Source organism: Sulfitobacter sp. (assembly GCF_036960155.1).
In the GTDB taxonomy this organism is placed as follows: domain Bacteria; phylum Pseudomonadota; class Alphaproteobacteria; order Rhodobacterales; family Rhodobacteraceae; genus Sulfitobacter.
Window position 1 is genome coordinate 84,673 of sequence record NZ_JBALWB010000005.1, and the last position, 24,338, is coordinate 109,010.

The following is a 24,338-nucleotide window of genomic DNA, read 5'->3' on the forward strand; positions in this document are numbered from 1 at the left end:
GATGTCACATCTCGCTATCTTATGTGTGCGCAACGAGGGCGCGTTTTTGCTGGAATGGCTCGCCCACCACCGCGCGGTTGGCTTTGACGAATTCCTGATATTCTCCAACGATTGTCAGGACGGCACAGATGCCCTGCTGGATCGGCTGGACACACTGGGCCATGTCACACATGTTAGAAATGATGGCCCCTATGACAAAGGTGGTATTCAGTTCACCGCGCTAAAAGCCGCAGCAAAGCATAAACTGGTCCGCAAGGCCGATTGGATTTTGCCGCTGGACGTCGATGAATTTGTAAACATCCACTGTGGCGATCACACATTAGGCGCATTGCACGCCGCAATCCCCGATGCCACCGCGATCACGCTCACCTGGCGTCTGTTTGGTGCCAATGCCCAAGTCCGCTATAATGATGCCCCCGTTCTTGATACATTTATCCGCGCGGCCCCTGCCGTCATGTATTGGCCTTGGCGGGCTGCAATGTTCAAAACCCTCTATCGCAACGATGGGACCTATAAAAAACCGGGGGTGCACCGCCCGCGTGATACCAACGACACAAAACTCGCCTCTGCCCGCTGGTTTGACGGCAATGCAGATCCCCTGCCCGAACCATTTCTAAACAAACGCATTTTTTCCAACTATGGCAAGGATAACTACGGATTGGTCCAGCTCAACCATTATCCTCTGGGCGCTATGGAGAGTTACGTCCTCAAGGCTGACCGTGGCCGTGCAGTCCATAGCGAGGACCTGCTTGGTCTAGATTATTGGGTTGAGCGGAATTTTAATACCGACGAAGACACCACAATCCAAAGCCTCACTGCCCCGCGTGCGCAGATGCTGGCAGAGCTAAAAAGCGATCCAGAACTCGCAAAGCTACACGGTGATGCCGTTACATGGCGCCGAAACCGGTTTGAGGAACTCCTTCAAAAAGAGCCCTTTCGCGCGTTATTTGGCAGGCTCATGATGACCCCGCCTTCCCAGCCTGTACCTAGGCAGGCCGCACAATTTATGGTGGGGTATGCCAACCTTGCCCGCAAGATAGGCAAAAACCCGCCCTAAATTAATACTCGTTTTCCGCAATTTTGCCCTATTGCACTATTATACCTCGGGTTGACCCGCCCTTTTTAAACGCGTTTGGGCAAGATTGAGGATGCATCCATGGCCGACGAAAGCCTGAACTTTGACACATCACTGGCCGGCATGAAAAAGGCCGACTGGCTGAATGCTGTGGAAGAGCTATGCGATGAAGATGGTTATTTTGAGCAACTTGGCAGACGTCACTATGCCGTGTTCATCGAAAAATCTGCGACTCTTTTAGTGTCTTTTGAAACGCTGCAGGGCATTCCCGCCTTGTCCTCCCTCGCGCAACCTCTGGGCTGGGAAATGATGCTGGAACACAATTGGTCCAACCTGTGCATTGCGTCAAACGGCGACACCTGGTTTCGCGACGATGCTGTCTATGAATATTTTGATCGTCTGATTGATGACGGCTTCTTTGATGAATTTGAACAGGTGGTCTTTTACGGTGCGGGCCCTTGTGCCTATGCAGCCGCCGCATTTTCTGTAGCCTCCCCTGAGGCAAGGGTTCTGGCCGTACAGCCCCAAGCAACCCTTGATCCGCGCATAACCGAATGGGACGATAGGTTTACCGATATGCGCCGCATGGATTTCACATCCCGTTACGGCTATGCGCCTGACATGCTGGACGGCGCAGAAGCTGCTTATGTGGTCTATGATCCCCGTGAACAGCTGGACGCGATGCATGCGGCCTTGTTCACCCGCTCCAACACGCACAAGCTCCGCATTCCGCATATGGGTAATGCCATCCAGACCGACCTGCTAGAAATGGAGCAGCTTGCCCCACTTCTTCTTGCCATCGCCGATGGGTCACTGGACGAGTTGAGCTTCGCGCGCATGATGCGGGCGCGGCGCATGCACTCGCCCTATCTGCGCAATCTGCTTGCCGCACTTGATTCTGGGGGACGTGAGAAACTCGCCCTCGCTTTGGCGCGCAACGTGACCGCTCGCATGCACGCCCCCCGTTTTGCCCGCCGATTGGAAGATTCGACCAAACCAGAAGCCAAAGACGACTAGCGCGAGGTTCCCTTGCGTGCTAGCACGCGGGCCATGACACAAACCCTAACGATCCGCCGTCCTGATGACTGGCACCTGCACTTGCGCGACGGCGATATGCTGCGCGCTGTGCTGCCGTACACTTCCCGCAACTTTTCCCGCGCGATTATCATGCCCAATTTGGTACCGCCCGTGGTGACTGCTGCTGATGCACGCGCATACCGCGACCGCATCATGGCCGCGATCCCGGCAGGCGATGATTTTACGCCGCTGATGACGCTGTATCTCACACAAGATACCGATCCCGCGGATGTGGCTGCTGCATATGCCGAAGGATTAATCACCGCCGTGAAGCTCTATCCCGCGGGAGCAACAACCAACTCTGCATCTGGTGTTAGTGATTTTGGTAAAGTCGCCAGCGTGCTCGAAAAAATGGCCGAGATCGGCCTGCCCCTATGCACCCACGGCGAAGTCACCGACCCAAGCATCGATATCTTTGACCGCGAAGCCGTATTTATCGACCGTGTCCTAGACCCGATCCGCCGCAGCCACCCAGATCTGCGCGTCATCATGGAACACATCACTACAGCCAATGCTGTAGATTATGTGCGCGCCAATGACAAAAACCTCGGCGCTACCATTACAACGCACCATCTGGTCATCAACCGCAATCACATCCTCGCGGGGGGGATCAAACCGCACTATTATTGCCTGCCTGTCGCCAAACGCGAAGAGCATCGCCTTGCGTTGCGCGATGCAGCAACCTCGGGTGATGCACGTTTCTTCCTTGGGACCGACTCAGCGCCGCACACGGATGAAAACAAACTGCTGCCCTGCGGATGTGCCGGCTGCTTTACAGCGCCCAACACCATGTCGATCCTCGCCGAAGTGTTCGAGCAAGACGGCGCGCTGGATAAGCTTGAGGCATTTGCATCCCTGAATGGCCCTGCGTTTTATGGCCTGCCAGTAAATGAGGAAACGCTAACACTGGTCCGCGAAACACCCGAGTTCCCGACCAACATCGAAACACCCGAAGGCCCCGTTACGGTCTTTGATCCTGCAATGCCGCTGCACTGGACCGCTTGAAATGATCCCTACAACATATCCCGACGCCTCTGAAATCGCCCGCCTTACCGCACGCATGTTGCTGGAAATTGGCGCTGTGAACTTCAACACAGATGAACCCTATACGCTGGCATCCGGCTTGCCCTCACCCAGCTACATCGATTGTCGCAAGCTGATCAGCTATCCGCGCATCCGCTCGACGTTGATGGATTTTCTGACCATCACAGTCATGCGCAACGCGGGATTTGAAGCATTTGACAACATCGCCGGTGGCGAAACCGCAGGCATCCCCTTTGCCGCCCTTGTTGCCGAACGTATGGCCCTGCCTATGACCTATGTGCGCAAAAAGCCCAAAGGCTACGGCAGAAACGCGCGCATTGAAGGCGACATGAGCGAGGGTCAGCGCGTTCTGCTGGTCGAAGACCTCACCACGGATGGCGGCTCCAAGCTCAGCTTTGTGGATGCGATCCGCGAGACAGGCGCAACCTGCGGCCATACGGCTGTGATCTTTTATTATGACATCTTCCCCGAGACCGAAAAGACATTGGGTGATCATGGCGTTGCACTGCACCACCTGTGCACATGGTGGGATGTTCTGGCCGAGGCCAAGGCGCAGGCCACCTTCCCCGAGGCAACATTGAACGAAGTAGAAAAATTCTTAAAATCTCCCCGCGAATGGCAAGACGCCCGCAAGGGATAACACCATAGGTTGACGCCCATGCCTGCCGCATCGCAAGATGTAGGTGGGCGTCAGCCAACATCAGGTTATCCACAGAAATATACAATTTGCGCGCCCGCGCCCGCTTCGTTATCACGAGCATCGGGACATTCGGGGGTACGATATGAATGAAATTTCGTCATTAAACACAACTGCGGTCGCCGTTCAGGCATCCGAAACCATGCCGCATTCGATCGAAGCCGAACAGCAACTGCTGGGCGCGATTCTGACGAACAATGACATCTATGATCGCGTCGCCTCGATCATCGGTCCCAAGCATTTCTATGATCCGGTACACGCGCGCATCTACGAAATTGCCGCTGCACGTATTGCCAAAAACAACCTCGCCAGCCCCGTAACGCTAAAGGCGTTTATGGAGGACGACGAAGGCCTGCAAGAACTGGGCGGCCCCGCGTACCTTGCCCGCCTTGCTGGTGCTGCGATTTCCGCTTTTGCCGTGCGCGACTATGCCCAAATGATCTACGATCTGGCCGTGCGCCGTGATCTGATCGCGCTTGGTCGTGACATCGCCGCTAAGGCGGCCACCGTTGATGTCGCGTCAGAACCGCGCGAACAGATCGTCGAAGCCGAGCAGCAGCTTTATAAACTGGCCGAACAAGGCCAAGTCGAAAGCGGCTTTCAAAGCTTTCTCAAGGCGGTAACCGATGCGGTTAATTCCGCAAACACCGCTTACCAACGGGATGGTGGCCTGTCTGGTATCTCCACCGGCCTGATCGACATGGACAAAAAGCTAGGCGGCCTGCACCCTTCTGACCTTTTGATCCTCGCGGGCCGTCCATCGATGGGTAAAACTTCGCTTGCGACCAATATCGCCTTTAACGTGGCCAAAGCGTACAAGCGCGGGCAACTGTCGGATGGCACTGAAGGCGCAATCGACGGCGGCGTCGTCGGTTTCTACTCCCTTGAGATGAGCGCTGAACAGCTTGCCGCGCGTATCCTCTCGGAAGCGTCCGAGATCCCATCCCAGCAGATTCGTTCCGGCGATATGACCGAGTCTGAGTTCCGCCGTTTTGTTGATGCGGCTAAAGCGCTTGAGGCCTGCCCACTTTATATTGATGACACACCCGCCCTGCCAATTTCCCAACTGGCTGCCCGTGCGCGGCGTCTGAAACGAACGCATGGCCTTGATGTGTTAATCATCGACTATCTTCAGCTGGTACGTGGGACAGGCAAAAGCGAAAACCGTGTGAACGAAATTTCCGAAATCACGATGGGCCTCAAGGCCATCGCCAAGGAACTACATATCCCCGTGATCGCCCTATCCCAGCTGTCGCGTCAGGTGGAAAACCGCGAAGACAAACGCCCACAGCTGTCTGACCTCCGTGAATCCGGTTCGATTGAGCAAGATGCGGATGTGGTTATGTTTGTGTTCCGCGAAGAATACTACAAAGAGCGCGAAAAGCCTGGCGATCACGAGTTGGACAAAATGGCGCTGTGGCAAGAAGAGATGGAACGCCTGCACGCCCGCGCCGAAGTGGTGATCGGCAAGCAGCGTCACGGTCCCATCGGTACAGTTGAACTCAGCTTTGAAGGCCGCTTCACCCGCTTTGGCAACCTTGTGAAGCCATGGCAGCAAGAAGGCCAAGACGAAGAGTTCTAAGCACTGTGGATAACACTGTGTAGAAGAACCAAATTTTTCGAAAAAAATATTTAGAACAAGCCATTACAATGCAAACTTTACGTGCATTTTCTTACGGTATTTTCTGTTTTTTGAGAATGCAGTCACTTGGCAGTGTTTCCGGCTGCCTCCACTAGAATGGTCAGATCGCATAGTTCGCAACAGTATTTCTTGGCCCTCTGCAGTTCAATGGTTTCAAAGCAGCCATTGGCTCTCGCGCTACGCCAGCAGCACGGTTCCGCAAACGAAAAAGGCCACGCGCATGGCATGGCCTCTCGTTGGTGATCAGAAACCGCTTATTTCGGTGTCTTAACCTCATACATCAGGCCTTTGGCCGTGCCTTTGGCAAAACCTTTCCAGTAGGAGTGGTCTTCTTTTGCGGTGCCATCATCATTCATTGACCAAACACCCGCGTTTGAATCGTCAACCAGATCAAGATATTCGCCCTTCTCCGCTTCGCCCTTCAGGCGCTCATCCATCCATGCTGTGACGAAATGCTGCGCGATATTGTTCATGCGCGCGGTATCCCAGACTGCATCGGTGTAATGCTCGGAGATATCAAAGCCCTTGTCTTCATTGAAGTAATAGCTCTCGGCTGGTGCTGGCATCGGCGCGCCAGAATTATGGCCGCCGTTCATATATGTTAGCAGGGCCGTTTCAACGCCGCTGACGTTGTCCCAAATCGCGCGCACACCGTTCTCGTATAGCGATGTATCATCCTGAGAACCCGCGATGAACAGCATTGGAATTTGCACACCGGCGAGGCCGTCAGCATCCCAGAACCCTGTGTTCATGCCCCATGGGCCAAAGGCGACCGCCGTTTTGATGCGTGCGTCTGGCAATGCGTTATGCGTGTCAGACCCCGCTTGGTGAATGCCCAGCGTGCCATGTGGTCCGCCCCAGCTATACGCCACGGAGGCTTCGGTCACGCCGCCACCTGCTGTAATGATTGCGCCGTACCCGCCCATCGAATAGCCGATTAGCCCCGTATTATCCGCATCATACAAACCTGCAAACTCGCCGCCTGCCGCTGCTTTGCCAGCCATTTCCTCTAAGACAAACAACTGATCCAGCGAACGGTTCACCAAAGTCGAGCCAAATGCGGCCTGTGTCCGGTAAGTACTGTCTGTGTGATCGATCGACGCAACGACATAGCCTTTGGACGCTAAATTTTCAGCAAGATGTGACAGCAGAAAACGGTTACCGGGATAGCCGTGGCTGATCAAAACCAGCGGATATGGCGTGTCGGTTGCCGCAGGCGCCGCATCGCGCATTGCTTTGCCTGTCAGGGATACTTCGGTGGTGCCATCGCGCAGATAGGCCTTCAACTCAGTTGAGCCCGTTGCGCCCTCGGCTGCAGGATACCACATTTCAACGGTCAAAGGACGGTCATAGCGCGGCAGCTCGGTCGGCTTTTCGGCAGCAGGGTCAATGGACAAGATATCAATCTGATCCGCGTTCACCATCTCTAGCTGGCGCACACCGACTGGCAATGCGCCGTAAGCCGCCAGTTCGGGCGCACTTGGCAATTGAGTGTCAATCGGATTGGCTGCAGCTGCACCCGCTGTCATCAGCGCCACGGGCACCAGTGTTTTTATCATCGATTTCATCGTAATCTCCTCCACTTTTCTGCCAGTCTAGTCAGTCTCCCTAACCCCACAAGGAATAGTTGTACTGACGTCACGCCCTTTTGCAGAGTAAAACTTGGAGTTTCCGAAACCCGCTGATTCTAAATCGGCTCTCAACTGGCAAAACTTCCGGCATTTGGGCACCAATTGGTTAGGTTTCGGGCTTAACATCCATACTAATTGACCGCTTCAGCACATCAACGACCTCCGCGATCTTGACGCCGCCCCTCAGAATGTCAAAAACCGCACCATGAGCACAGCAACACTGAACATCGATCTAGAAGCGATTGCAGACAACTGGCGTGCCCTCGCCAGTATCGCCCAAGTAGAAACCGCAGCAGTCGTAAAGGCCAATGGCTATGGGTTGGATGCCGGACGTGTAGGCAAACATCTCGCTGCGGCAGGCGCGCGCCAGTTCTTTGTTGCCGTCGCCGAAGAAGGTGTGGCCTTGCGCCGCGCAATCGGGTCAGGACCCAGTATCTCCGTTTTTTCCGGCCATATGGCGGGGGATGCAGATATCATCTCAGGGGCGCATCTCACTCCGATCCTTAATTCTGTTGATCAGATGTTACGTCATGTTGAGGCCCTTCCCGGCCATCCCTTTGGCCTACAGCTGGACACAGGGATGAACCGTCTGGGTATGGAGCCCGCTGAGTGGTCCGCGCTACGTGACATCGCGCTTGCGCAAAACCCGACGCTGATCATGTCCCATCTGGCCTGCGCGGATGATCCGTCCCATCCGATGAACGAAATCCAGCGTGCAGCATTTGATGACATGACCCATGGCCTTGATGTACCAAGGTCCCTCTCAGCCACGGGCGGAATCTTGATGGGAGCAAATTATCACTATGACATGGTGCGCCCCGGTATCGGGCTTTATGGCGGGTTGCCCTTTGCAGATGCAAAACCCGTTGTGACACTGGATATTCCCGTGATCCAAGTTCGTGAGGTCGCTGTCGGCGAAACCGTTGGCTACTCAAATGCATGGACTGCCAAGGTACCTTCCAAAGTTGCTACAATCTCGGCTGGCTACGCAGATGGTTTGATCCGTTCAATGGGCGCAAAGGCGATCGTACATGCAGACGGTGTTGCTGTTCCTGTGATTGGTCGTGTTTCCATGGATTTAATTACTGTAGACGTCACGACCCTCGCCAAAATGCCCGAAAGCGTACAGCTACTAGGCACGCATCAAACCGTCGAAGATGTCGCCGAATTTGCGGGCACCATCGGATATGAAATCCTCACAAACCTTGGCGCGCGTTATAATCGCATTTGGCAAACGTGACTTTACTGCGCATCGCCAACCTGTCGCTTTTGATACTCTATCCAATTGCGTGGTTCACGCCCTTGATGCGCGCTGGCATTCTGCCCCTTTTTGGGTTGAGTGAGATATCCGTAATGACGGGCCTACAGTCGCTCTGGGCCAATGATATTTTTCTGGCCCTTGTTGTGACTGTCTTTGCGTTGGTCGCGCCCTACCTGAAAACCATCGGCCTGACGTTGATCCACTTCGACCTCCTTAGTCCGCGCGTTGAGAAGGTTTTGGCAGTCATCGGCAAGCTGGCTATGGCCGATATTTTTCTAATTGCGCTCTATATTTCCGTCACAAAAGGAATCGGTGTGGGCCGGATTGAAGTCGCGTGGGGGCTATATCTGTTTACCTTTTGCATCCTTACGTCCCTCCTCATCAGTTGGAAAACGCAACAAAAGACTCCAAAAACTACGGATTGAGTACCTTTTGAGGGATAATCACGTCAGTTGAGGATAATTTCCGTCAAATTTTCCCTTTGCAGATGGGGGACCACCCTCTACCTTGTATAGCCTAGGTTGTAAGCGGTTCTTTGCTTACGCATTCGCCTGAGGAAGATTGATGCAACAGATGAAAACCTTTGGGTTTTTCCTTCAGTACTTTATGCAGCGCCTTGCGCTGGTATTTTTCGCGGCATGTGCTGCGGCGTTAACCACGTCTAGCGTTATGGCGGTGCTTGGTTATTGGTCGTGGATCGAAATTCCCTTCAGCTATGCGGGCGAACCAGTCCTAAACGCTGGCATGTACCTGCAGATCGCAGCAACGGTTCTGGCCGCAGGCATTTGCTTTTTTCTACCCGCCAACGCACGAATTATGCAGCTAGAAAATTCTCACCGCAGTTTCTCTGTTTCCATGGATGATGTTGCCCGTGCGTATGGCGCGGTCCACGCGGCCGACAGGGGCCGCACATTCCAGCTGAGTTCGGAATTTGATGCCGTACGTGAACGCCTAGCTTACTTGCGTGATCATCCCGATCTAAGCACACTTGAGCCCGCCTTGCTGGAAGCCGCCGCACAGATGAGCCACATCAGCCGTGAACTGGCCGAAGTGTATTCGGACGAGAAAATTGAACGTGCGCGCAGCTTCCTAAAACAGCGCCAAGAAGAGCTAGAACTTTTTGAGGCCCGCCTTGATCAAGCCAAAGCCATCTCCACGGAGATGAAACACTGGTTGCATGAGGTTGAATTGGAGGAAAGTGTCGCCGCAGCACAGCTGGCGCGACTCTCCGAAGAAATGGGCGAGATACTCCCGCAGCTTGGCCGTGAAACGATGCTACGTGTAGAGGCCCATTCCAAGCAAGAAGGTGCCCCGCTTGACAGTACCGCACTAGACAACGGCGTTTACGAGCTCCCAAAGGCAGCAGAATAATCCAAAAGCAAGCGGCGATCTGGTCCCGTGTCGTAAGCCCCAAAACGCACGCACGTCGCTAGCAAAAACTCACCGCCCCCTATCTTTTTCTTCACAGCACTGCTCTTGATAGGTTGTTTCCCATTGATACTGACCGTCGCCCAAGGCATCAAAGCGCCATGGCAAAACCAACCAAAAACTTCTCCTGTTCCAAATGTGCGGCCACCTACCCCAAATGGTCCGGTCGCTGCGACAATTGCGGCGAATGGAACTCCATTCTGGAAGACAAGGGCATCAGCGCGGGACCGCCGTCAAAGTCATTAGGCGCGCGGCGCGGCTCCTCAATGGAGTTGATGGACCTTGCCACCGAAGAGGCCCCTCCTCCGCGCACCCTTTCGGGTCTTGGAGAACTGGACCGCGTGCTGGGCGGCGGATTGGTCGCCGCCTCTGCAATCCTTGTTGGGGGCGATCCCGGTATCGGGAAATCTACGTTACTCCTGCAAGCTGCTGCTGCCTTTGCCAACCAAGGCCTGAAGGTTGTCTATATCTCTGGCGAAGAGGCCTCCGCTCAAGTGCGCATGCGCGCGCAACGCCTTGGCCTGTCGAATGCAGCAGTGCGGTTGGGCGCTGAAACCAACTTGCGCGACATACTAACCACGCTCGATAAAGAACGCCCACAATTGGCGATCATCGATTCGATCCAAACCATGTGGGCCGACAATGTAGAAAGCGCACCGGGGTCTGTGTCTCAGGTCCGCGCGGCGTCTCATGAGTTGACTTCATTTGCAAAACGCACGGGCACCTCTGTTGTTCTGGTGGGTCACGTTACCAAAGATGGCCAGATCGCTGGCCCCCGTGTGGTTGAACACATGGTAGACACGGTTCTCTATTTTGAAGGCGAACGCGGGCACCCATTCCGTATCCTACGCTCGGTCAAAAACCGCTTTGGCCCCGCCGACGAGATTGGCGTGTTTGAGATGACGGGCCGTGGTCTGGCCCAAGTTACCAACCCCTCCGCATTATTCCTATCCGAGCGCGGGCAGCCCTCCCCCGGTTCTGTGGTTTTTGCTGGCATTGAGGGAACGCGTCCCGTGCTTGTTGAAATTCAAGCACTGGTTGCTCCGTCACCTCATTCGCAAGCACGCCGAACAGTTGTGGGCTGGGACGGTGGCCGTCTGGCGATGATTCTCGCCGTGCTCGAAGCGCGCTGCGGGATTCCCTTTGCGGGGCTGGATGTGTACCTGAATGTCGCTGGTGGCATGAAGATTTCTGAACCTGCCGCAGATTTGGCCGTGGCTTGCGCGCTTTTGAGTGCGCGAGAAGACACCGCCCTGCCTGCCGAGACCGTTGTATTTGGGGAACTTAGCCTTTCAGGAGCGCTTCGTCCCGCCACCCAGACGGAAAACAGGTTGAAAGAAGCGCAAAAACTTGGTTTTACCTCCGCAATAGCACCCAAAGGCGGTAAAGCTGTGGAGGTCGCTGGCATTGCGCTGCGCCCCATGACTGATTTAACCGCGTTTGTGGGCGAAATATTTGGCGCGGGATAGCGCGCCCCGAGGAAAGGCGATACGAGCATGGAAGGTTTTACCATCATAGACGGCGTGGTGGCGTTGGTCATCGTGATGTCCGCACTGCTTGCTTATGGCCGCGGTTTTGTCCGCGAGTTGATGGCGATTGTAGGTTGGATCGCTGCTGCTGTACTGGCCTATCTCTTTGCTCCTCAGGTTGAACCATTGGTTCGCGAAATCCCTGTTATTGGTGATTTCCTTGCTGACAGCTGTGAGTTGTCGATCATCGGAGCCTTCACACTGGTACTTGCTGTAACACTTGTAGTGGTTTCCCTGTTCACCCCTCTATTCTCTTCAATTGTTCAACGCTCGTTCTTGGGCGGATTTGATCAGGCGCTTGGATTTGTCTTTGGTGTGGGGCGCGGTGTCTTGCTCGTGGCGATTGCATTTTTCGTCTATTCTACCGTTATTACGGGTCAGCAATTCACCGTAGTAGACGAAAGCCGCTCCGCACTGGTGTTCGGACGTTTCGCCGACGACATTCAGAACTCTGATCCTGATCAAGCATTGGGTTGGATTACCGGAAAATACGAGCAACTTGTTTCCAGCTGTTCCGAGAGCTAATCACAACGGCTTAATCACCAAGTAACGAAACAATGGTATCTCCTGCCTAGCAAGCGGAGTTTTACTTTTGTGCAGACAGATAACCTGAAAGATCAATTTGCAGTCATCGATTGCATCCCCCTTCCGATCTTTGTCTTGGATGTGTGCAAAGACGGAATCCCAGTCTATGCACACTGCAACCCCACTCTCCTCGAACAGCTAGAGCTAGATTTTTCGAATCTTGCGGGCAAGACAGCCATTGAGGCATTTGGAACTGAATTGGGGTCTGTTGCTTATAACGAGCAACTCAAAACCATTGCCAGCCGCGCACAAAACGAATTTGAGTTCCGGTTTAAATCCCGTGGCAATGATCGATATGTCCGAACAACCCACCGTCCACAAATTGATGCCACTGGCCGTGTTGTCCGCCTTGTTGGAAGCCTTGTAGATATTTCTAACGAGAAGATTGCAAAATCAACTCAAGAAAAACTCGACGGCATAGGAACCGAAGTCGAGCAATTCATCGCTATGGCTGCTCATGATCTGCGCTCTCCCATGCGCAATGTGATGGACCTTGCCGACTTACTTTACGATGATTTTGAAGATCATGGCGACGGTAAGTTGGAATTGATCGCCTTGCTGAAAGAAACCGCCGAAAAATCCATGGACCTAATTTCAGACGTTCTATCCTACGCCACTACACTAGGTCCCGCTGCCCCCAATTGCGACTATAACCTTACAGACTTGTGTCAAGATTTGATGATCATCCTCGATCCTCAAAACCAGCACACGTTGATCTGCAATGATCTGAATCTAATTGGTGAAAAAAGTACAATGCAGATTATTCTGCGCAATCTGATCGATAATGCCCTCAAACATGGAAACCGGGAGCATCTAACGTTGCAGTGTGACGCAACCCTAACGGATGCCCAAACAGTTGAAGTGTCCCTCTCTGATAACGGTGCCGGTTTCGAAAACCCCGGTATCGCATTTCTTGAATCGGGTGAATTCCGAATGGAAAGCGGGTATGGCCTGCTAGCGATCCGTAAACTCGTAACAGCACGCGGCGGTAATATAACTGCGTTCAACTTTGCCGAAGTTGGGGGCAGTTGCGTGCGCTTCACACTTCCCAACACAATAGATCACACAAACAGCGCTACAAATGACGACCCTCACGTATCCAAAATCAGTTCTAACGTCGACCTAAAGCAACAGAATGCACTCTGAAGAGAAAAGCATGGATTCGCAGCGTGACTCTTCGTTCGGAGTTCCGTAATACCCCTGTAACTTTTGTCGGTCGCAGGAGCGCTACCTTGTCCCATACCCCGCCCAAGACAATGCCCCCCGCTCATCCTTTTGATTCATCCTATCTGTCAGATTTTGACGATGGCGATAAACTAAAAGAAGAATGCGGGATTTTTGGTGTTGTAGGCGTAACCGATGCTGCAAATTTTGTAGCTCTCGGACTGCATGCTCTTCAGCATCGCGGTCAAGAAGCCGGTGGAATAGTCACCTATGACGCCGCAGCAGGTTTCCAATCTGCCCGCCGCTTTGGTTACGTTCGAGATAACTTTACCAGTCAAAAAGTGATGGAAACACTGCCCGGATCCTTAGGAATCGGGCATGTGCGCTACTCCACTTCTGGCAGTAAAGGTCAAACCGCAATTCGCGACGTACAGCCCTTCTTTGGCGAGTTCGCCATGGGCGGTGCGGCAATTGCGCACAACGGCAATATCACCAACGCAAACGCGTTGCGCCGTGAATTGATTGAACGTGGTTCGATCTTCCAATCATCATCAGACAGCGAATGCATCATTCACCTGATGGCCCGCTCTTTGCAGCAAAACATTCCTGAACGTATGGAAGACGCTTTGCGCCGCGTTGAAGGTGCATTTTCGATCGTGGCCATGACACGCACCAAACTAATCGGTGTTCGCGACCCACTGGGTGTGCGTCCTCTGGTGTTGGGTAAGCTGGGCGATGGTTATGCTCTCAGCTCTGAAACTTGTGCGCTCGACATCATTGGTGCCGAATTCGTTCGCGAAATTGAACCGGGCGAGATGGTGGTGATTACGGAGAAAGGCATTCAGAGCCATTTCCCCTTCCGCCGCCAACCTTCAAAATTCTGCATTTTCGAACATGTGTATTTCTCCCGTCCAGACAGCATTCTTGGCGGTCGTTCGGTTTATGAAACGCGCGAGGCAATTGGCCGCGAGCTGGCAAAAGAAAACCCTGTTGATGCGGATATGGTCTGCCCTGTTCCCGATTCTGGCACACCTGCCGCAATTGGGTTCAGCCTAGAAAGCGGTATCCCCTATGCAATGGGGATCATTCGCAACCAATACATGGGCCGCACGTTTATTGAGCCAACAGAAAGCATCCGCAACATGGGTGTACGTCTAAAGCTCAATGTGAATCGGGCGCTTGTGAAGGGCAAACGGATCATTCTGGTGGACGACTCAGTTGTGCGCGGCACAACCAGCCGTAAAATCAAGGAGATGATCCTTGATGCGGGCGCTGCTGAAGTCCACTTTAGAATCGCGTCCCCTCCTACAGCTTGGCCTTGTTTTTATGGCGTAGACACACCGGACCGTGACAAATTACTTGCCGCCACCATGACCGAGGACGAAATGCGCGACCATTTGGGCGTCGACAGTCTCAAGTTTATCTCGCTGGATGGTCTCTACCGCGCCGTTGGTGAGGCGAAAGGCCGCGACAAAGCATGCCCACAGTATTGCGATGCGTGTTTCTCTGGCGAATACCCAGTCATCCCTACCGACAAGGTCCAAGATGGCTTTGTTATGAAGTCCGCTGCGGAATAAGTTCTTTCTATTCAGACCTGCTGACAGTTTTTGTCAGTGGGTCTGTGCTATACTTATTTCATGACACACCCATTTTCCAACACAACTGCAACGTGGCCTGATCCGGCACGTGAACAATTCAATACCATGCGTGAGCTGATTCTTAACGCAGCGCAGGAGGCCGACGTTGGCCCTATGGAAGAGAGCCTCAAGTGGGGGCAACCCGCTTGGCGCCCCAAACGACCACGTCAAGGCAGCACACTTCGGCTCAGCTGGCAGGACAATGCGCCGCAGGCCCTTGCGCTGTACGTGGATTGCAAAACAACACTCAGCGCAACCATGCGTGACATTTATCCGCTTGAATTTGAATACGAAACCAACCGCGCATTGCGCCTGTCCATTGGTGCTCCTCTTCCAAAGCAAGCCATCGATCACCTCGCGCGCCTGACGTTTACCTACCACCGCAAAAGCTGACAGGCGTGCATCCGCGCATCCTTCGGCAAAGCATGGCTTAGCCCCAAAGGCTCCCTTCACCCTACTGCCCTCTTTGGTTAGCTCCGGCGCTGATACACAGCCAAGGAACGAATATGGCCTCTGATACCTCCGGCACTCCCACCCCAGCCAAAGTCGAAAAACTAGCCACTCAAGAAGCCCGTCTGACGCGCACAGCGTTGCTAGGTATTTTTGGCACCAAGGCTGCTCCAAGCGCATTGGTGCTCCTCCCCCAGGGGAAAACCCAGATCGTCGGGGTTGGTGACAACATCGGCAAAGGCGTTGTGGTGGCCATCGGCACAGATCAAATTGTACTTGCACGCAATGGGACGCATCACATTTTACGCCTGCCACGTGGCTAAGCGCCCTCTTGACGCGGCGCATTCACCCGCGCATATCCACCCCATGACACAGAAAATTGCATTGATCACTGGCGCCTCGCGCGGCCTTGGAGCAGCCCTCGCAGAGGCGTTGGCCCCCGAATATCACATCGTCGCCGTAGGCCGCACCGTTGGTGCGCTTGAGGAACTTGACGACCGGATTAAAGCAAAGGGCGGCAACGCCACGCTGGCCCCGATGAACATCACCGACACTGGCGCGATGCAAACCCTGTGCCGTGGCATTCACGACCGCTGGGGTCATCTGGATATGTGGCTACATACTGCAATCCATGCAGCCCCCCTCACCCCCAGCCATCACATCGATACAAAAGATCTCGAAAAATCGATTGAAGGCAACATCACAGCAACCGCAACCTTGATCAACTACGTAGCACCACTGCTCGGCGAAGCAGGCCGTGCTGTATTTTTTGAAGACCCCATTGTGGGTGATAAATTTTATGGCAGCTATGGCTCAACCAAGGCTGCCCAAATTGCTCTTGCCCGTAGTTGGAAAAGCGAAACATCCCGCATTGGTCCACATATAGATATCGTGACGCCAAACCCAATGCCCACAGCCACACGCGCGCGTTTTTTCCCCGGAGAAGACCGCAATGCATTGAATGATATTCACGCAGAAGCCGCGCGCCTCTTGGCAACACTTCAGAAATAACGCCAGCCTCGCTTGCCCGTTTGCTGCGCCTCGCATATCAAGGCGCAAAGGGGCAATTTCATGCGTATTCTCATTACCAACGACGACGGCATTAATGCGCCGGGCCTCAAGGTCCTTGAAGGGATCGCCAAAACGCTGGCAGGCCCCGATGGAGAACTGTGGACGGTTGCACCTGCGTTTGAGCAATCAGGTGTAGCCCACTGCATCAACTACACCAAACCGACGCTCATCACCGAACTGGCCCCGCGCCGCTATATGATTGAGGGCAGCCCAGCAGATTGTGTTCTGTGCGCGCTGTATGACCCCATGAAAGACGCCCGCCCGGATCTGATCCTGTCAGGTGTAAACCGCGGTAATAACGCAGCTGAAAATACGCTTTATTCCGGTACCATCGGCGCAGCCATTGAAGGGGCGCTTCAGGGCGTTCCCTCTATTGCGCTGTCGCAGTTTTACGGACCTGCAAATCGCGATCTGGATGATCCGTTTGAGGCCGCCGTAGAGCACGGTGCAGATGCATGCCGCCGGATTTTGGCACAAAAATCTTCTGACGCAAACGGATACAGCGTGTTTTGGAACGTCAACTTCCCGCCCGTACCCGCCGCAGACGTCAAAGGCATTCGTCTTGCCCATCAAGGTCGCAGGCCCGGGGTGAATTTCTCAACCACACCGCATGACGCGCCCAACGGTCGCCGCTACTTGTGGATCACAGGCGGCAATCAACAAACCCCACCCGCCGCAGGCACCGATGCTGCCGTAAACCTTGAAGGCTACATCTCGGTCACCCCGATGCGTGCGGACCTCACAGCGCATGATGCCTTTGCCGATATAACGGATTTCAACACATGAATGATGGTCCCAACACGGACTCCGAAGCCGAACGCAAGATGCAGTTTCTGTATGCCTTACGTTCAAAGGGGGTAACGGACAAACTGGTGTTGGGTGCAATGGAAGCGGTAGATCGAGGGCCATTTATACGCGGTCTATTTGCACAGCGCGCCTATGAAGACATGCCTCTGCCCATCGCTTGCGGTCAAACCATCAGCCAACCTTCGGTGGTCGGCCTAATGACCCAAGCGCTAGAAGTATCGCCGCGCGACAAAGTATTAGAAATTGGCACCGGTTCTGGCTATCAGGCCGCAATCCTGTCCAAGTTGGCGCGCCGTGTTTACACTATCGACCGTCATCGCCGCCTTGTGCATGAAGCACGCGTTGTCTTTGATGCGCTTGATCTCAACAACATCACAGCAATTACCGCAGATGGCAGCCATGGCTTGCCCGAACAGGCCCCTTTTGACCGCATCATCGTGACCGCCGCCGCCGAAGATCCGCCCGGTCCATTGCTTGCACAGTTAAAAGAAGGCGGCATCATGGTGCTGCCAGTTGGACAATCTGATGCAGTTCAGCACCTTATTCGTGTGCGAAAAACCGCAGATGGTCTCAAATATGACGAAATGCGCGCAGTTCGCTTTGTTCCTCTTCTCGAAGGGTTGGGCAAAGACACATAATCTGGTACACCTACTAAAAATCTCGGGCACACGAGATGGGCAGTGACAAGGACTTAGTTAATGGTACTTCTAAAAACGCGTGGCAATGCGCGCATTTCGCTTCTTGCGGGCGTCGCATGTATTGCGCTTTCTGCGTGCTCTGGTCCGCTTGACCTTGATTTGCGTGGCCTTGGCGGTGGATTTACGACTGCGGACGCCGCTCAAGCACCGCTTGCAGCGCGCCCCCAACCTGATGATCGCGGCGTAATTTCCTACCCCAACTATCAGGTCGCTGTTGCACGCCGTGGTGACACTCTTACCGATGTGGCCAACCGCGTAGGATTGGACATAACAACCCTTGCCAAATACAACGGTATCGATCCCACCGTCTCCCTGCGTAAAGATGAAATTATCGCCCTACCCACCCGCGTGGCGGAACCATCCCCCGCGACAGGTGCCGCAGCAACTGGCCCGATTAAACCGGTAGATATCTCGACAGTTGCAGGCGGTGCAATTGACCGCGCGCCAGCAACCCCAGCAGGTGTGCAAACGACCGCTTTAGCGCCTGCAAAAACACCGCCAGCACAGACTGGCAATGAACCGATCCGCCACAAGGTAGAGCGTGGCGAAACAGCGTTCACTGTGGCCCGCCTCTATTCCGTCCCTGTTAAGGATTTGGCCGAGTGGAACGGCCTCGGCGCTGATTTTGCGATCCGTGCTGGCCAGTTCCTGTTGATTCCCGTCCCCTCCCAGAACCCGCCAAAGGCGGCACCAGCACAAACAGCTGCTGCAACGCCGTTGCCCGGTGAAGGGTCTAGCACGCCAACACCGCCATCAGCGACAAAACCCCTTCCCGCAGAAAAGGTAGCCCCTGCTGTTGCACCGATAACAACCGCCGCTGTGACACCTAAGGCGGATCCGAACCCCGTCAAGCCAGTCGCCGATGTTGGCAAAACCTCCAAACCCGCAGCATCAGGCAAACTGGTACGTCCTGTGAACGGCACCATCATTCGTGAATATTCCAAAGGTAAAAACGAAGGCATCAACATCAAAGCTGCCGCTGGAACATCCGTAAAAGCTGCTGATACAGGAACCGTCGCCGCCATCACAAAAAGCGCGGACGGTGTGCCAATTGTTGTTGTACGCCACGCCGGCAACCTACTGACGGTTTATGCAAACGTGACCGATGTTTCAGTGAAAAAGGGCGATTCTGTCTCACGAGGTCAAAGCATCGCGAAGTTGCGCGGCGGATCAGATTCCTTTGTACACTTTGAAGTGCGCAAGGGCTTTGACAGCGTCGACCCGAGCCCGTTCTTGAATTAAATTAGTATACTAGGTCTGCCCTCATTGGGCAGACCGTAGATATTATTGCAGTGCGATGCCGCGCCGCCCTGCAAGGTCTGTAAAGTACTGCCATGCCACCCGGCCTGAACGGCTGCCGCGTGTGGCCTGCCACTCGATCGCTTCCGCGCGCAGGGTAACATCGTCAATCTCAACGTCATGCGCATCACAATAGCCGCGGATCATCGCAAGATACTGATCCTGATCACAGGCATGAAAGCCTAACCAAAGCCCAAAGCGATCCGAAAGCGATACCTTTTCCTCCACCGCTTCGGCAGGGTTGATGGCAGAGCCACGTTCATTTTCGATCATATCGCGTGGCATCAGGTGACGGCGATTGGACGTGGCATATAGCACCACATTCTCTGGCCGCCCTTCAATACCGCCATCCAACACCGCCTTAAGCGATTTGTAATGCGCGTCATCATGGCCAAAGCTGAGATCATCACAATAGATGATAAAGCGTGTCTCTACGCCGCGCAGCAGGTTCAGCAATCGCCCGACTGAGGGTAAATCTTCGCGCTGCAGCTCCACCATCTTTAGATCCGGATATTCCGCGTGAAGCGCACCGTGCACTGCTTTGACAAGGCTGGATTTACCCATGCCCCGTGCGCCCCACAACAGCGCATTATTTGCAGGCAGACCCGACGCAAACTGTGCGGTATTTTGCATCAGCGTATCGCGGGAACGCTCTACCCCAATCAGCAATTTAATATCGACACGCGATACCTGCTCAACCGGTTCCAAGCGGTCTGGCCCCGTGTGCCAAACAAATGCAGAAGCTGCGTCAAAGTTAGGAGCCGCAAGCGGCGCAGGAGACATTCTCTCCAGCGCCGCTGCTATCCGGTCCATAGGATCGTCGATCATTTATCGCCGTCCTTGGTATCGGTTTCTTCTACGATTGGGTCTTCATGCTCCATCTCATCCGCCATGGCCTCAAAGTTGGCTTCGTCTTCTTCGTCGTAGAAACCATCTGCACGCAGCTTTGCCTCACGTTTGGCATCTACACGGCTGACTAGGAAAATCGAAATCTCGTAGAGACCGTAAACAACCACAAACAGGATCACCTGCGTCACAACGTCAGGCGGTGTCACCAAAGCGGCCAGCAACAAGATGCCTACCAGCGCGTATTTACGCACGTTGCGCAGGCCCTCTGCAGAAACAAGCCCTGCCTTGCCCATCAACGTTAGCAGCACAGGAAGCTGAAAACATAGGCCAAAGGCAACGATCATTTTCAACGTGATATCAAGGCTTTCATTGACCTTACCGTTAAAGACAATGTCGATACCCGACTCCGTTGCCTCGCCTGTTGCGATCATCGCGGACAAATAAGATGCCGCATCCGAAAACCCCAAGAAGAACTGCATCGCAAGCGGTACAACGACATAATGCGCAAATGCTGCGCCTATCAAGAACAGCACTGGTGACGCCACAATGAACGGTAAGAACGCGTTCTTTTCATTCTTATACAGACCCGGCGCGACAAAGCGCCAAAGCTGCGTTGCGATCACAGGAAAGCTAATGGCAAGCCCACCCACCATCGAAATACGGATCAGCGTAAAGAAGTATTCCTGCGGCGCAGTGTACTGCATCACAGGGTTCGGATTGCCAAGGTTCCGCATGGTTTTTTCAATTGGAACCAGTAGAAAATCAAGGATCATGCTGCCAAACGAAAAGCAAATGATCATCCCCACGATAAACGCCAGAACCGACCGGATCAGGCGCGTGCGCAGTTCCGTCAGGTGCTCGATCAACGGTGCTGCGCTGTCATCGATGTCATTATCGCTTGCGGTCATGTGTCAGCTTTCTTTTGCGCAAGGCTCTCTTGCAGCGTGGCTTCCAGCTCTTCGGCTTTCTCCATCGCTTCTGTTGCCTCACGCGCCTTACGATCAGCGGCAGCGCGGGCGGTGCCTGCCTGAATGCGTTTGACGTCTTCGGCGCGCTTGGCAGACAGTTTTCCTGTCTCGCTTTCGGGGTCGATGTCCGTCAGCGATTTTGCCGCGTCCTTCACCCCGTCCATTGCGGTTCCAATCGGGTTAGTCGCCGCCTTGAGCGATTTGTTCAACCCTGTTGTGACTTCACGCACACCAGATTGGTCAGCCGCATCGTTCATAGCGCTGGAAAACTCCCGCGCCATTCCCTTGGCCTTACCCACAAACTGGCCCACGCGGCGAAACATCACTGGTAAGTCCTTGGGGCCAACGACGATCAACGCCACCACCCCAACCACCAGCATTTCGGCCATGCCAAGATCGAACATGCGTCTTAAACCTTGTCTTTGGTATCTGTTTCGCCTTCGATCACATCGGCAACTTCATCTGTCGCTTCATCCTTAAGCTGTTGCTCACCCTCGTTGATGCCTTTTTTGAAGCTTGTGATACCTTTGCCCACTTCGCCCATCAGCGACGAGATTTTGCCGCGACCAAAAAGTACCAACACAACTACGGCGATAAGCAGCAGGCCCGGCAGGCCAATATTGTTCAACATGTCGTTTCTCCAAAAACAAAATTCTACGCCCACCACAGATGGCGGGCTTTCACCAACTGCAATAGCAAGATTGCCGTGCTGTAAAAATGGCAAACCCGAAATCTACCGCTGTTAACGTTTCAAAAGCAGTGGGTTTTCGTCCTTGCCGCAAACAACTGACAAGTTTATGTCAGTTGCATGAGCAAATCGGACCGCCTTTTTGATATTCTACAAGTTTTACGTGATGGAAACCTCCATACCGCGCAGGACCTAGCCGATCAGATGAATGTCTCGGTACGAACCCTTTACCGCGACATGGATGTATTAACCTCCTCCGGAATCCCCATACGTGGCACACGCGGCACGGGCTACCGTCTGGCCCAGGCGATCACCCTACCCCCTTTGACCCTAACGCCAAGCGAGCTGGAAGCGCTCAACCTTGGCATCGCAATCACAGCAGAGCTGGCCGACCCAGAGCTAAAAGCAGCAGCGAACAGCCTTGCTGAAAAGCTAGACGCGGTGCAGCCTGAAACGGCCGTTGCCGAAGCGGATGCTTGGAAGTTCGCAGCCTCACCTTTTGCGGATGCGGCGCGTGGATTTGCGCAGATGCCGACATTGCGCGCAGCCATCAAGGCGCGTCAAAAACTGCGGATCACCTATACGTCAAAGGACGGTGCGGTTGCATCGCGTACAATCCGTCCCCTGCACATGGAATACTGGAGCCGCATCTGGACACTCACCGCATGGTGCGAGCTACGCCAAGCGCACCGCGTGTTCCGCCTCGACCTCATGAGCAGCGCCGAAGCCCTGCCTGAGTTATTTTTGGACGAGGCCGGAAAAATGCTGGCCGATTTCAGACCTTAGGTCTTGAGCTTCCAGTCTGTTTGCTTTGGCAAGAACGCCTCGACGCTGGCCTGTGCCACTACAATTGTCTCGCCGTTGGACGCGACATTTAGCCCGCCGTGCACTGCGCGCACATCGGCACGCCCTCGGGGCAGCGTTGCACGCAATGCCTCTAGATCAAGCGCATCGGGGTTTTGCACGCCAACAGTCACCTGCACGCGCATCGCGTCATGTGGCATGTCGATCACGCCAAATATCGGCAGGGAGGAGTGGCGAAATGCGTCCTCGATCGCGCGTTTGGCTGCCTTGGTATAATCCATGCCGTGCAGGTCATTGCCCATACCCATCTCAATGATCAACCGCTGTTCAGTCATTGCGCTTCTCCATATCAAAACCAACAGACAAGGCCACATTAGCCATAATCGTCGGATTGCCTGTGCCCTCTGGGCGGGCAACATCTAGGCCACCTTCACAGATGTTCACAGTGACATGGCCGTAGGGAAACACTGCGCGCAGGACCTCGGCATCTACTTCGTCCGGTTTTTGCACACCCACGTCAAGCGTGACGCGCATGTCTTCTTTATCAAACCCGAACAGCTCTGCCAGATTGATCGAGTTGTGCCAAAGCGCGTCTTGTACCGCCCGCTTCGCCGCTTGGGTATAATCCCCGCGCCGCAGGGATGTTCCCATCCCGAATTCAACCAACAGTTTTTGCATCATCGCGCCCTCTTTAGGTATCTGCGTTAAAGACAAAGCATTTATCGCGCCGAATCGTAAGCCACATCACCGTGCCTGCACTGGGCATAAACACATTGGGTACGGTTGCTTTTAGGACCGAGCCATCGTGATCCATCCGAAATTCGACAAGGCTTTCGTTGCCCATGAACCGCGCGCGTTCAACAATTGCCCGCGCAGGTGTGCCGTCCGCCGCTGTCGGCAGTGGCCCTTTGCCAGCGCGGTCAAAATCGATGCGCACATGCTGAGGGCGGAACACGATATCCACGGCGGTGCCATCAGGCACACCCGGCGCAAGAAAGCGGCCAAACACGGTATGCGCCAAAGCGCCAGACACTTCTGCTCGCAGAACGTTTGCATCCGAAAAGAATGAAACCGACGCACGATCCAAAGGTCGCGTGTAGACGTTATAAGGTGCGCCTTGTTGGACAATCTTTCCGTCGCGCATCAATGCGATCTCATCTGCCATCCGCATCGCCTCATCCGGTTCATGCGTAACCAGCAAGACGGCGGTGTCTTCTTCTTTAAGGATGCTCAACGTTTCATCGCGAATGCCATCGCGCAGACGGTTATCCAGCCCCGAAAACGGTTCATCCATCAGCATGATGCGTGGTTTGGGGGCCAAAGCCCGTGCCAAGGCAACGCGCTGCTGCTCCCCGCCAGAGAGTTGATGCGGATACCCATCGATAAAGCGCAGCAGGTCTACGCGCTCCAGCAGTTCCTCAACACGGGCACGTTTTTCGGCCTTTGTGCCACGCAGACCGTAGGCCACGTTGCCAGCCACACTCAGATGCGGGAACAAGGCAAAATCCTGAAACATCAGGCCAATTTCGCGCTGCTCGGGTGGGATGCGAAAGACGGTATCACAGATCAGTTTACCATCGACATGGATGGTGCCGCTGTCTTGCATCTCAACACCTGCGATCATCCGCAGGGTTGTTGATTTACCGCAGCCAGAGGGCCCCAACAGGCATGTCACCTGCCCGGGCATGATCTTTAGGCTAACGTCATCCACAACAGCACGGCCTTCAAAGCTGCGTTTGAGGTTCCGAATTTCGAGACGAGGCGTCTGTAGCTGCACGGCTGGTTTATCCGATCATTTCTGTCGGATAGGAGCTATCAGCGCCTGCGCGCGCCTGCAAGCACCCCAACAAGGTCTGTGATCAAAACACATATACATCAGTAAAAACAGATCACGGCCCTCCACGTTTTACTCAGGTTTTTCAACGCATACAAAA

27 protein-coding genes are annotated in these 24,338 nt (G+C 54.3%); 19 read left to right on the forward strand and 8 right to left on the reverse strand.

Annotated features, from left to right (window positions below; all coding sequences use genetic code 11):
• Nucleotide 1: 1 nt before the first annotated feature.
• From V7775_RS13025 to V7775_RS13045, 5 genes are all read left to right on the forward strand, one after another.
• Nucleotides 2–1,057 carry a glycosyltransferase family 2 protein gene (locus tag V7775_RS13025; protein ID WP_335752337.1) on the forward strand — a complete coding sequence of 352 codons (1,056 nt, stop codon included), beginning with the start codon at nt 2–4 and terminating at the stop codon, nt 1,055–1,057.
• Nucleotides 1,058–1,156: 99 nt separating this feature from the next.
• Nucleotides 1,157–2,092: a phosphoadenosine phosphosulfate reductase gene (locus tag V7775_RS13030; RefSeq protein WP_335752338.1), complete on the forward strand. Its 936-nt coding sequence runs from the start codon at nt 1,157–1,159 to the stop codon at nt 2,090–2,092.
• Nucleotides 2,093–2,125: 33 nt separating this feature from the next.
• Complete coding sequence (gene pyrC, locus V7775_RS13035; RefSeq protein WP_335752339.1) at nt 2,126–3,157, forward strand: dihydroorotase; 1,032 nt, start codon at nt 2,126–2,128, stop codon at nt 3,155–3,157.
• A 1-nt stretch (nt 3,158) separates the two neighbouring features.
• A complete protein-coding gene (locus V7775_RS13040) occupies nt 3,159–3,836 on the forward strand; it encodes an orotate phosphoribosyltransferase (RefSeq protein WP_335752340.1) in 678 nt (225 codons plus the stop codon).
• 142 nt (nt 3,837–3,978) lie between these two features.
• Nucleotides 3,979–5,475, forward strand: coding sequence for a replicative DNA helicase (locus tag V7775_RS13045; protein WP_335752341.1), 1,497 nt, complete (start codon nt 3,979–3,981; stop codon nt 5,473–5,475).
• A gap of 314 nt (nt 5,476–5,789) precedes the next feature.
• On the opposite strand, the gene V7775_RS13050 is transcribed toward V7775_RS13045, so the two are convergent.
• Complete coding sequence (locus tag V7775_RS13050) at nt 5,790–7,103, reverse strand: alpha/beta hydrolase family protein (RefSeq protein WP_335752342.1); 1,314 nt, start codon at nt 7,101–7,103, stop codon at nt 5,790–5,792.
• A 268-nt stretch (nt 7,104–7,371) separates the two neighbouring features.
• Here V7775_RS13050 and alr point away from each other — a divergent pair, with 268 nt between their 5' ends.
• The 13 genes from alr to V7775_RS13115 all read left to right on the forward strand — a co-directional run bounded on the left by alr (nt 7,372) and on the right by V7775_RS13115 (nt 19,038).
• Nucleotides 7,372–8,406, forward strand: coding sequence for an alanine racemase (gene alr, locus V7775_RS13055; RefSeq protein WP_335752343.1), 1,035 nt, complete (start codon nt 7,372–7,374; stop codon nt 8,404–8,406).
• On the forward strand, nt 8,403–8,852 hold the full coding sequence (locus V7775_RS13060; protein WP_335752344.1) for a paraquat-inducible protein A: 450 nt from the start codon (nt 8,403–8,405) through the stop codon (nt 8,850–8,852). The genes alr and V7775_RS13060 overlap by 4 nt, the downstream gene beginning before the upstream one ends.
• 139 nt (nt 8,853–8,991) lie before the next feature.
• Nucleotides 8,992–9,798 carry a DNA repair protein gene (locus tag V7775_RS13065; RefSeq protein WP_335752345.1) on the forward strand — a complete coding sequence of 269 codons (807 nt, stop codon included), beginning with the start codon at nt 8,992–8,994 and terminating at the stop codon, nt 9,796–9,798.
• 158 nt (nt 9,799–9,956) lie between these two features.
• A complete protein-coding gene (gene radA, locus V7775_RS13070; RefSeq protein ID WP_335752346.1) occupies nt 9,957–11,324 on the forward strand; it encodes a DNA repair protein RadA in 1,368 nt (455 codons plus the stop codon).
• A 27-nt stretch (nt 11,325–11,351) separates the two neighbouring features.
• Nucleotides 11,352–11,909: a CvpA family protein gene (locus tag V7775_RS13075; RefSeq protein WP_335752347.1), complete on the forward strand. Its 558-nt coding sequence runs from the start codon at nt 11,352–11,354 to the stop codon at nt 11,907–11,909.
• A gap of 69 nt (nt 11,910–11,978) precedes the next feature.
• A complete protein-coding gene (locus tag V7775_RS13080; RefSeq protein WP_335752348.1) occupies nt 11,979–13,115 on the forward strand; it encodes a PAS domain-containing sensor histidine kinase in 1,137 nt (378 codons plus the stop codon).
• A gap of 110 nt (nt 13,116–13,225) precedes the next feature.
• Nucleotides 13,226–14,710 carry an amidophosphoribosyltransferase gene (purF, locus tag V7775_RS13085; protein WP_335752526.1) on the forward strand — a complete coding sequence of 495 codons (1,485 nt, stop codon included), beginning with the start codon at nt 13,226–13,228 and terminating at the stop codon, nt 14,708–14,710.
• A gap of 60 nt (nt 14,711–14,770) precedes the next feature.
• The gene (locus V7775_RS13090) at nt 14,771–15,163 is read left to right on the forward strand and encodes a DUF1801 domain-containing protein (RefSeq protein ID WP_335752349.1); all 393 of its coding nucleotides are present in this window, start codon (nt 14,771–14,773) and stop codon (nt 15,161–15,163) included.
• A 113-nt stretch (nt 15,164–15,276) separates the two neighbouring features.
• On the forward strand, nt 15,277–15,543 hold the full coding sequence (locus V7775_RS13095; protein WP_335752350.1) for a type II secretion system protein N: 267 nt from the start codon (nt 15,277–15,279) through the stop codon (nt 15,541–15,543).
• A gap of 43 nt (nt 15,544–15,586) precedes the next feature.
• Complete coding sequence (locus V7775_RS13100) at nt 15,587–16,231, forward strand: SDR family NAD(P)-dependent oxidoreductase (protein WP_335752351.1); 645 nt, start codon at nt 15,587–15,589, stop codon at nt 16,229–16,231.
• A 60-nt stretch (nt 16,232–16,291) separates the two neighbouring features.
• On the forward strand, nt 16,292–17,077 hold the full coding sequence (gene surE / locus V7775_RS13105; protein WP_335752352.1) for a 5'/3'-nucleotidase SurE: 786 nt from the start codon (nt 16,292–16,294) through the stop codon (nt 17,075–17,077).
• A complete protein-coding gene (locus V7775_RS13110) occupies nt 17,074–17,736 on the forward strand; it encodes a protein-L-isoaspartate(D-aspartate) O-methyltransferase (RefSeq protein ID WP_335752353.1) in 663 nt (220 codons plus the stop codon). The genes surE and V7775_RS13110 overlap by 4 nt, the downstream gene beginning before the upstream one ends.
• 60 nt (nt 17,737–17,796) lie before the next feature.
• Entirely contained in the window at nt 17,797–19,038 is a 1,242-nt protein-coding gene (locus tag V7775_RS13115) for a LysM peptidoglycan-binding domain-containing protein (protein WP_335752354.1), read from the forward strand.
• Between the two features lie 42 nt (nt 19,039–19,080).
• Here the strand turns inward: V7775_RS13115 and V7775_RS13120 are convergent, their stop codons facing one another.
• Genes V7775_RS13120 through tatA form a run of 4 tightly spaced genes read right to left on the reverse strand, consistent with a single transcriptional unit; the run spans nt 19,081 to nt 21,543 of the window.
• Complete coding sequence (locus tag V7775_RS13120; RefSeq protein WP_335752355.1) at nt 19,081–19,923, reverse strand: ATP-binding protein; 843 nt, start codon at nt 19,921–19,923, stop codon at nt 19,081–19,083.
• Nucleotides 19,920–20,852: a twin-arginine translocase subunit TatC gene (tatC, locus tag V7775_RS13125; RefSeq protein WP_335752356.1), complete on the reverse strand. Its 933-nt coding sequence runs from the start codon at nt 20,850–20,852 to the stop codon at nt 19,920–19,922. Before tatC ends, V7775_RS13120 begins: the two co-directional genes overlap by 4 nt.
• Nucleotides 20,849–21,316 carry a Sec-independent protein translocase protein TatB gene (gene tatB, locus V7775_RS13130; protein ID WP_335752357.1) on the reverse strand — a complete coding sequence of 156 codons (468 nt, stop codon included), beginning with the start codon at nt 21,314–21,316 and terminating at the stop codon, nt 20,849–20,851. The genes tatC and tatB overlap by 4 nt, the downstream gene beginning before the upstream one ends.
• Nucleotides 21,317–21,321: 5 nt before the next feature.
• A complete protein-coding gene (tatA, locus tag V7775_RS13135; RefSeq protein ID WP_335752358.1) occupies nt 21,322–21,543 on the reverse strand; it encodes a twin-arginine translocase TatA/TatE family subunit in 222 nt (73 codons plus the stop codon).
• A gap of 177 nt (nt 21,544–21,720) precedes the next feature.
• Between tatA and V7775_RS13140 the strand changes: the two genes are divergently transcribed.
• Nucleotides 21,721–22,386, forward strand: coding sequence for a helix-turn-helix transcriptional regulator (locus V7775_RS13140; protein WP_335752359.1), 666 nt, complete (start codon nt 21,721–21,723; stop codon nt 22,384–22,386).
• Here the strand turns inward: V7775_RS13140 and V7775_RS13145 are convergent.
• Genes V7775_RS13145 through V7775_RS13155 form a run of 3 tightly spaced genes read right to left on the reverse strand, consistent with a single transcriptional unit; the run spans nt 22,383 to nt 24,181 of the window.
• Nucleotides 22,383–22,739: a Lin0512 family protein gene (locus V7775_RS13145; RefSeq protein ID WP_335752360.1), complete on the reverse strand. Its 357-nt coding sequence runs from the start codon at nt 22,737–22,739 to the stop codon at nt 22,383–22,385. The genes V7775_RS13140 and V7775_RS13145 overlap by 4 nt on opposite strands.
• Nucleotides 22,732–23,082 (reverse strand): Lin0512 family protein, encoded by a 351-nt coding sequence (locus tag V7775_RS13150; protein WP_335752527.1) that lies wholly within the window; start codon nt 23,080–23,082, stop codon nt 22,732–22,734. The genes V7775_RS13145 and V7775_RS13150 overlap by 8 nt, the downstream gene beginning before the upstream one ends.
• A gap of 13 nt (nt 23,083–23,095) precedes the next feature.
• Nucleotides 23,096–24,181: an ABC transporter ATP-binding protein gene (locus tag V7775_RS13155; RefSeq protein WP_335752361.1), complete on the reverse strand. Its 1,086-nt coding sequence runs from the start codon at nt 24,179–24,181 to the stop codon at nt 23,096–23,098.
• Nucleotides 24,182–24,338: the final 157 nt, after the last annotated feature.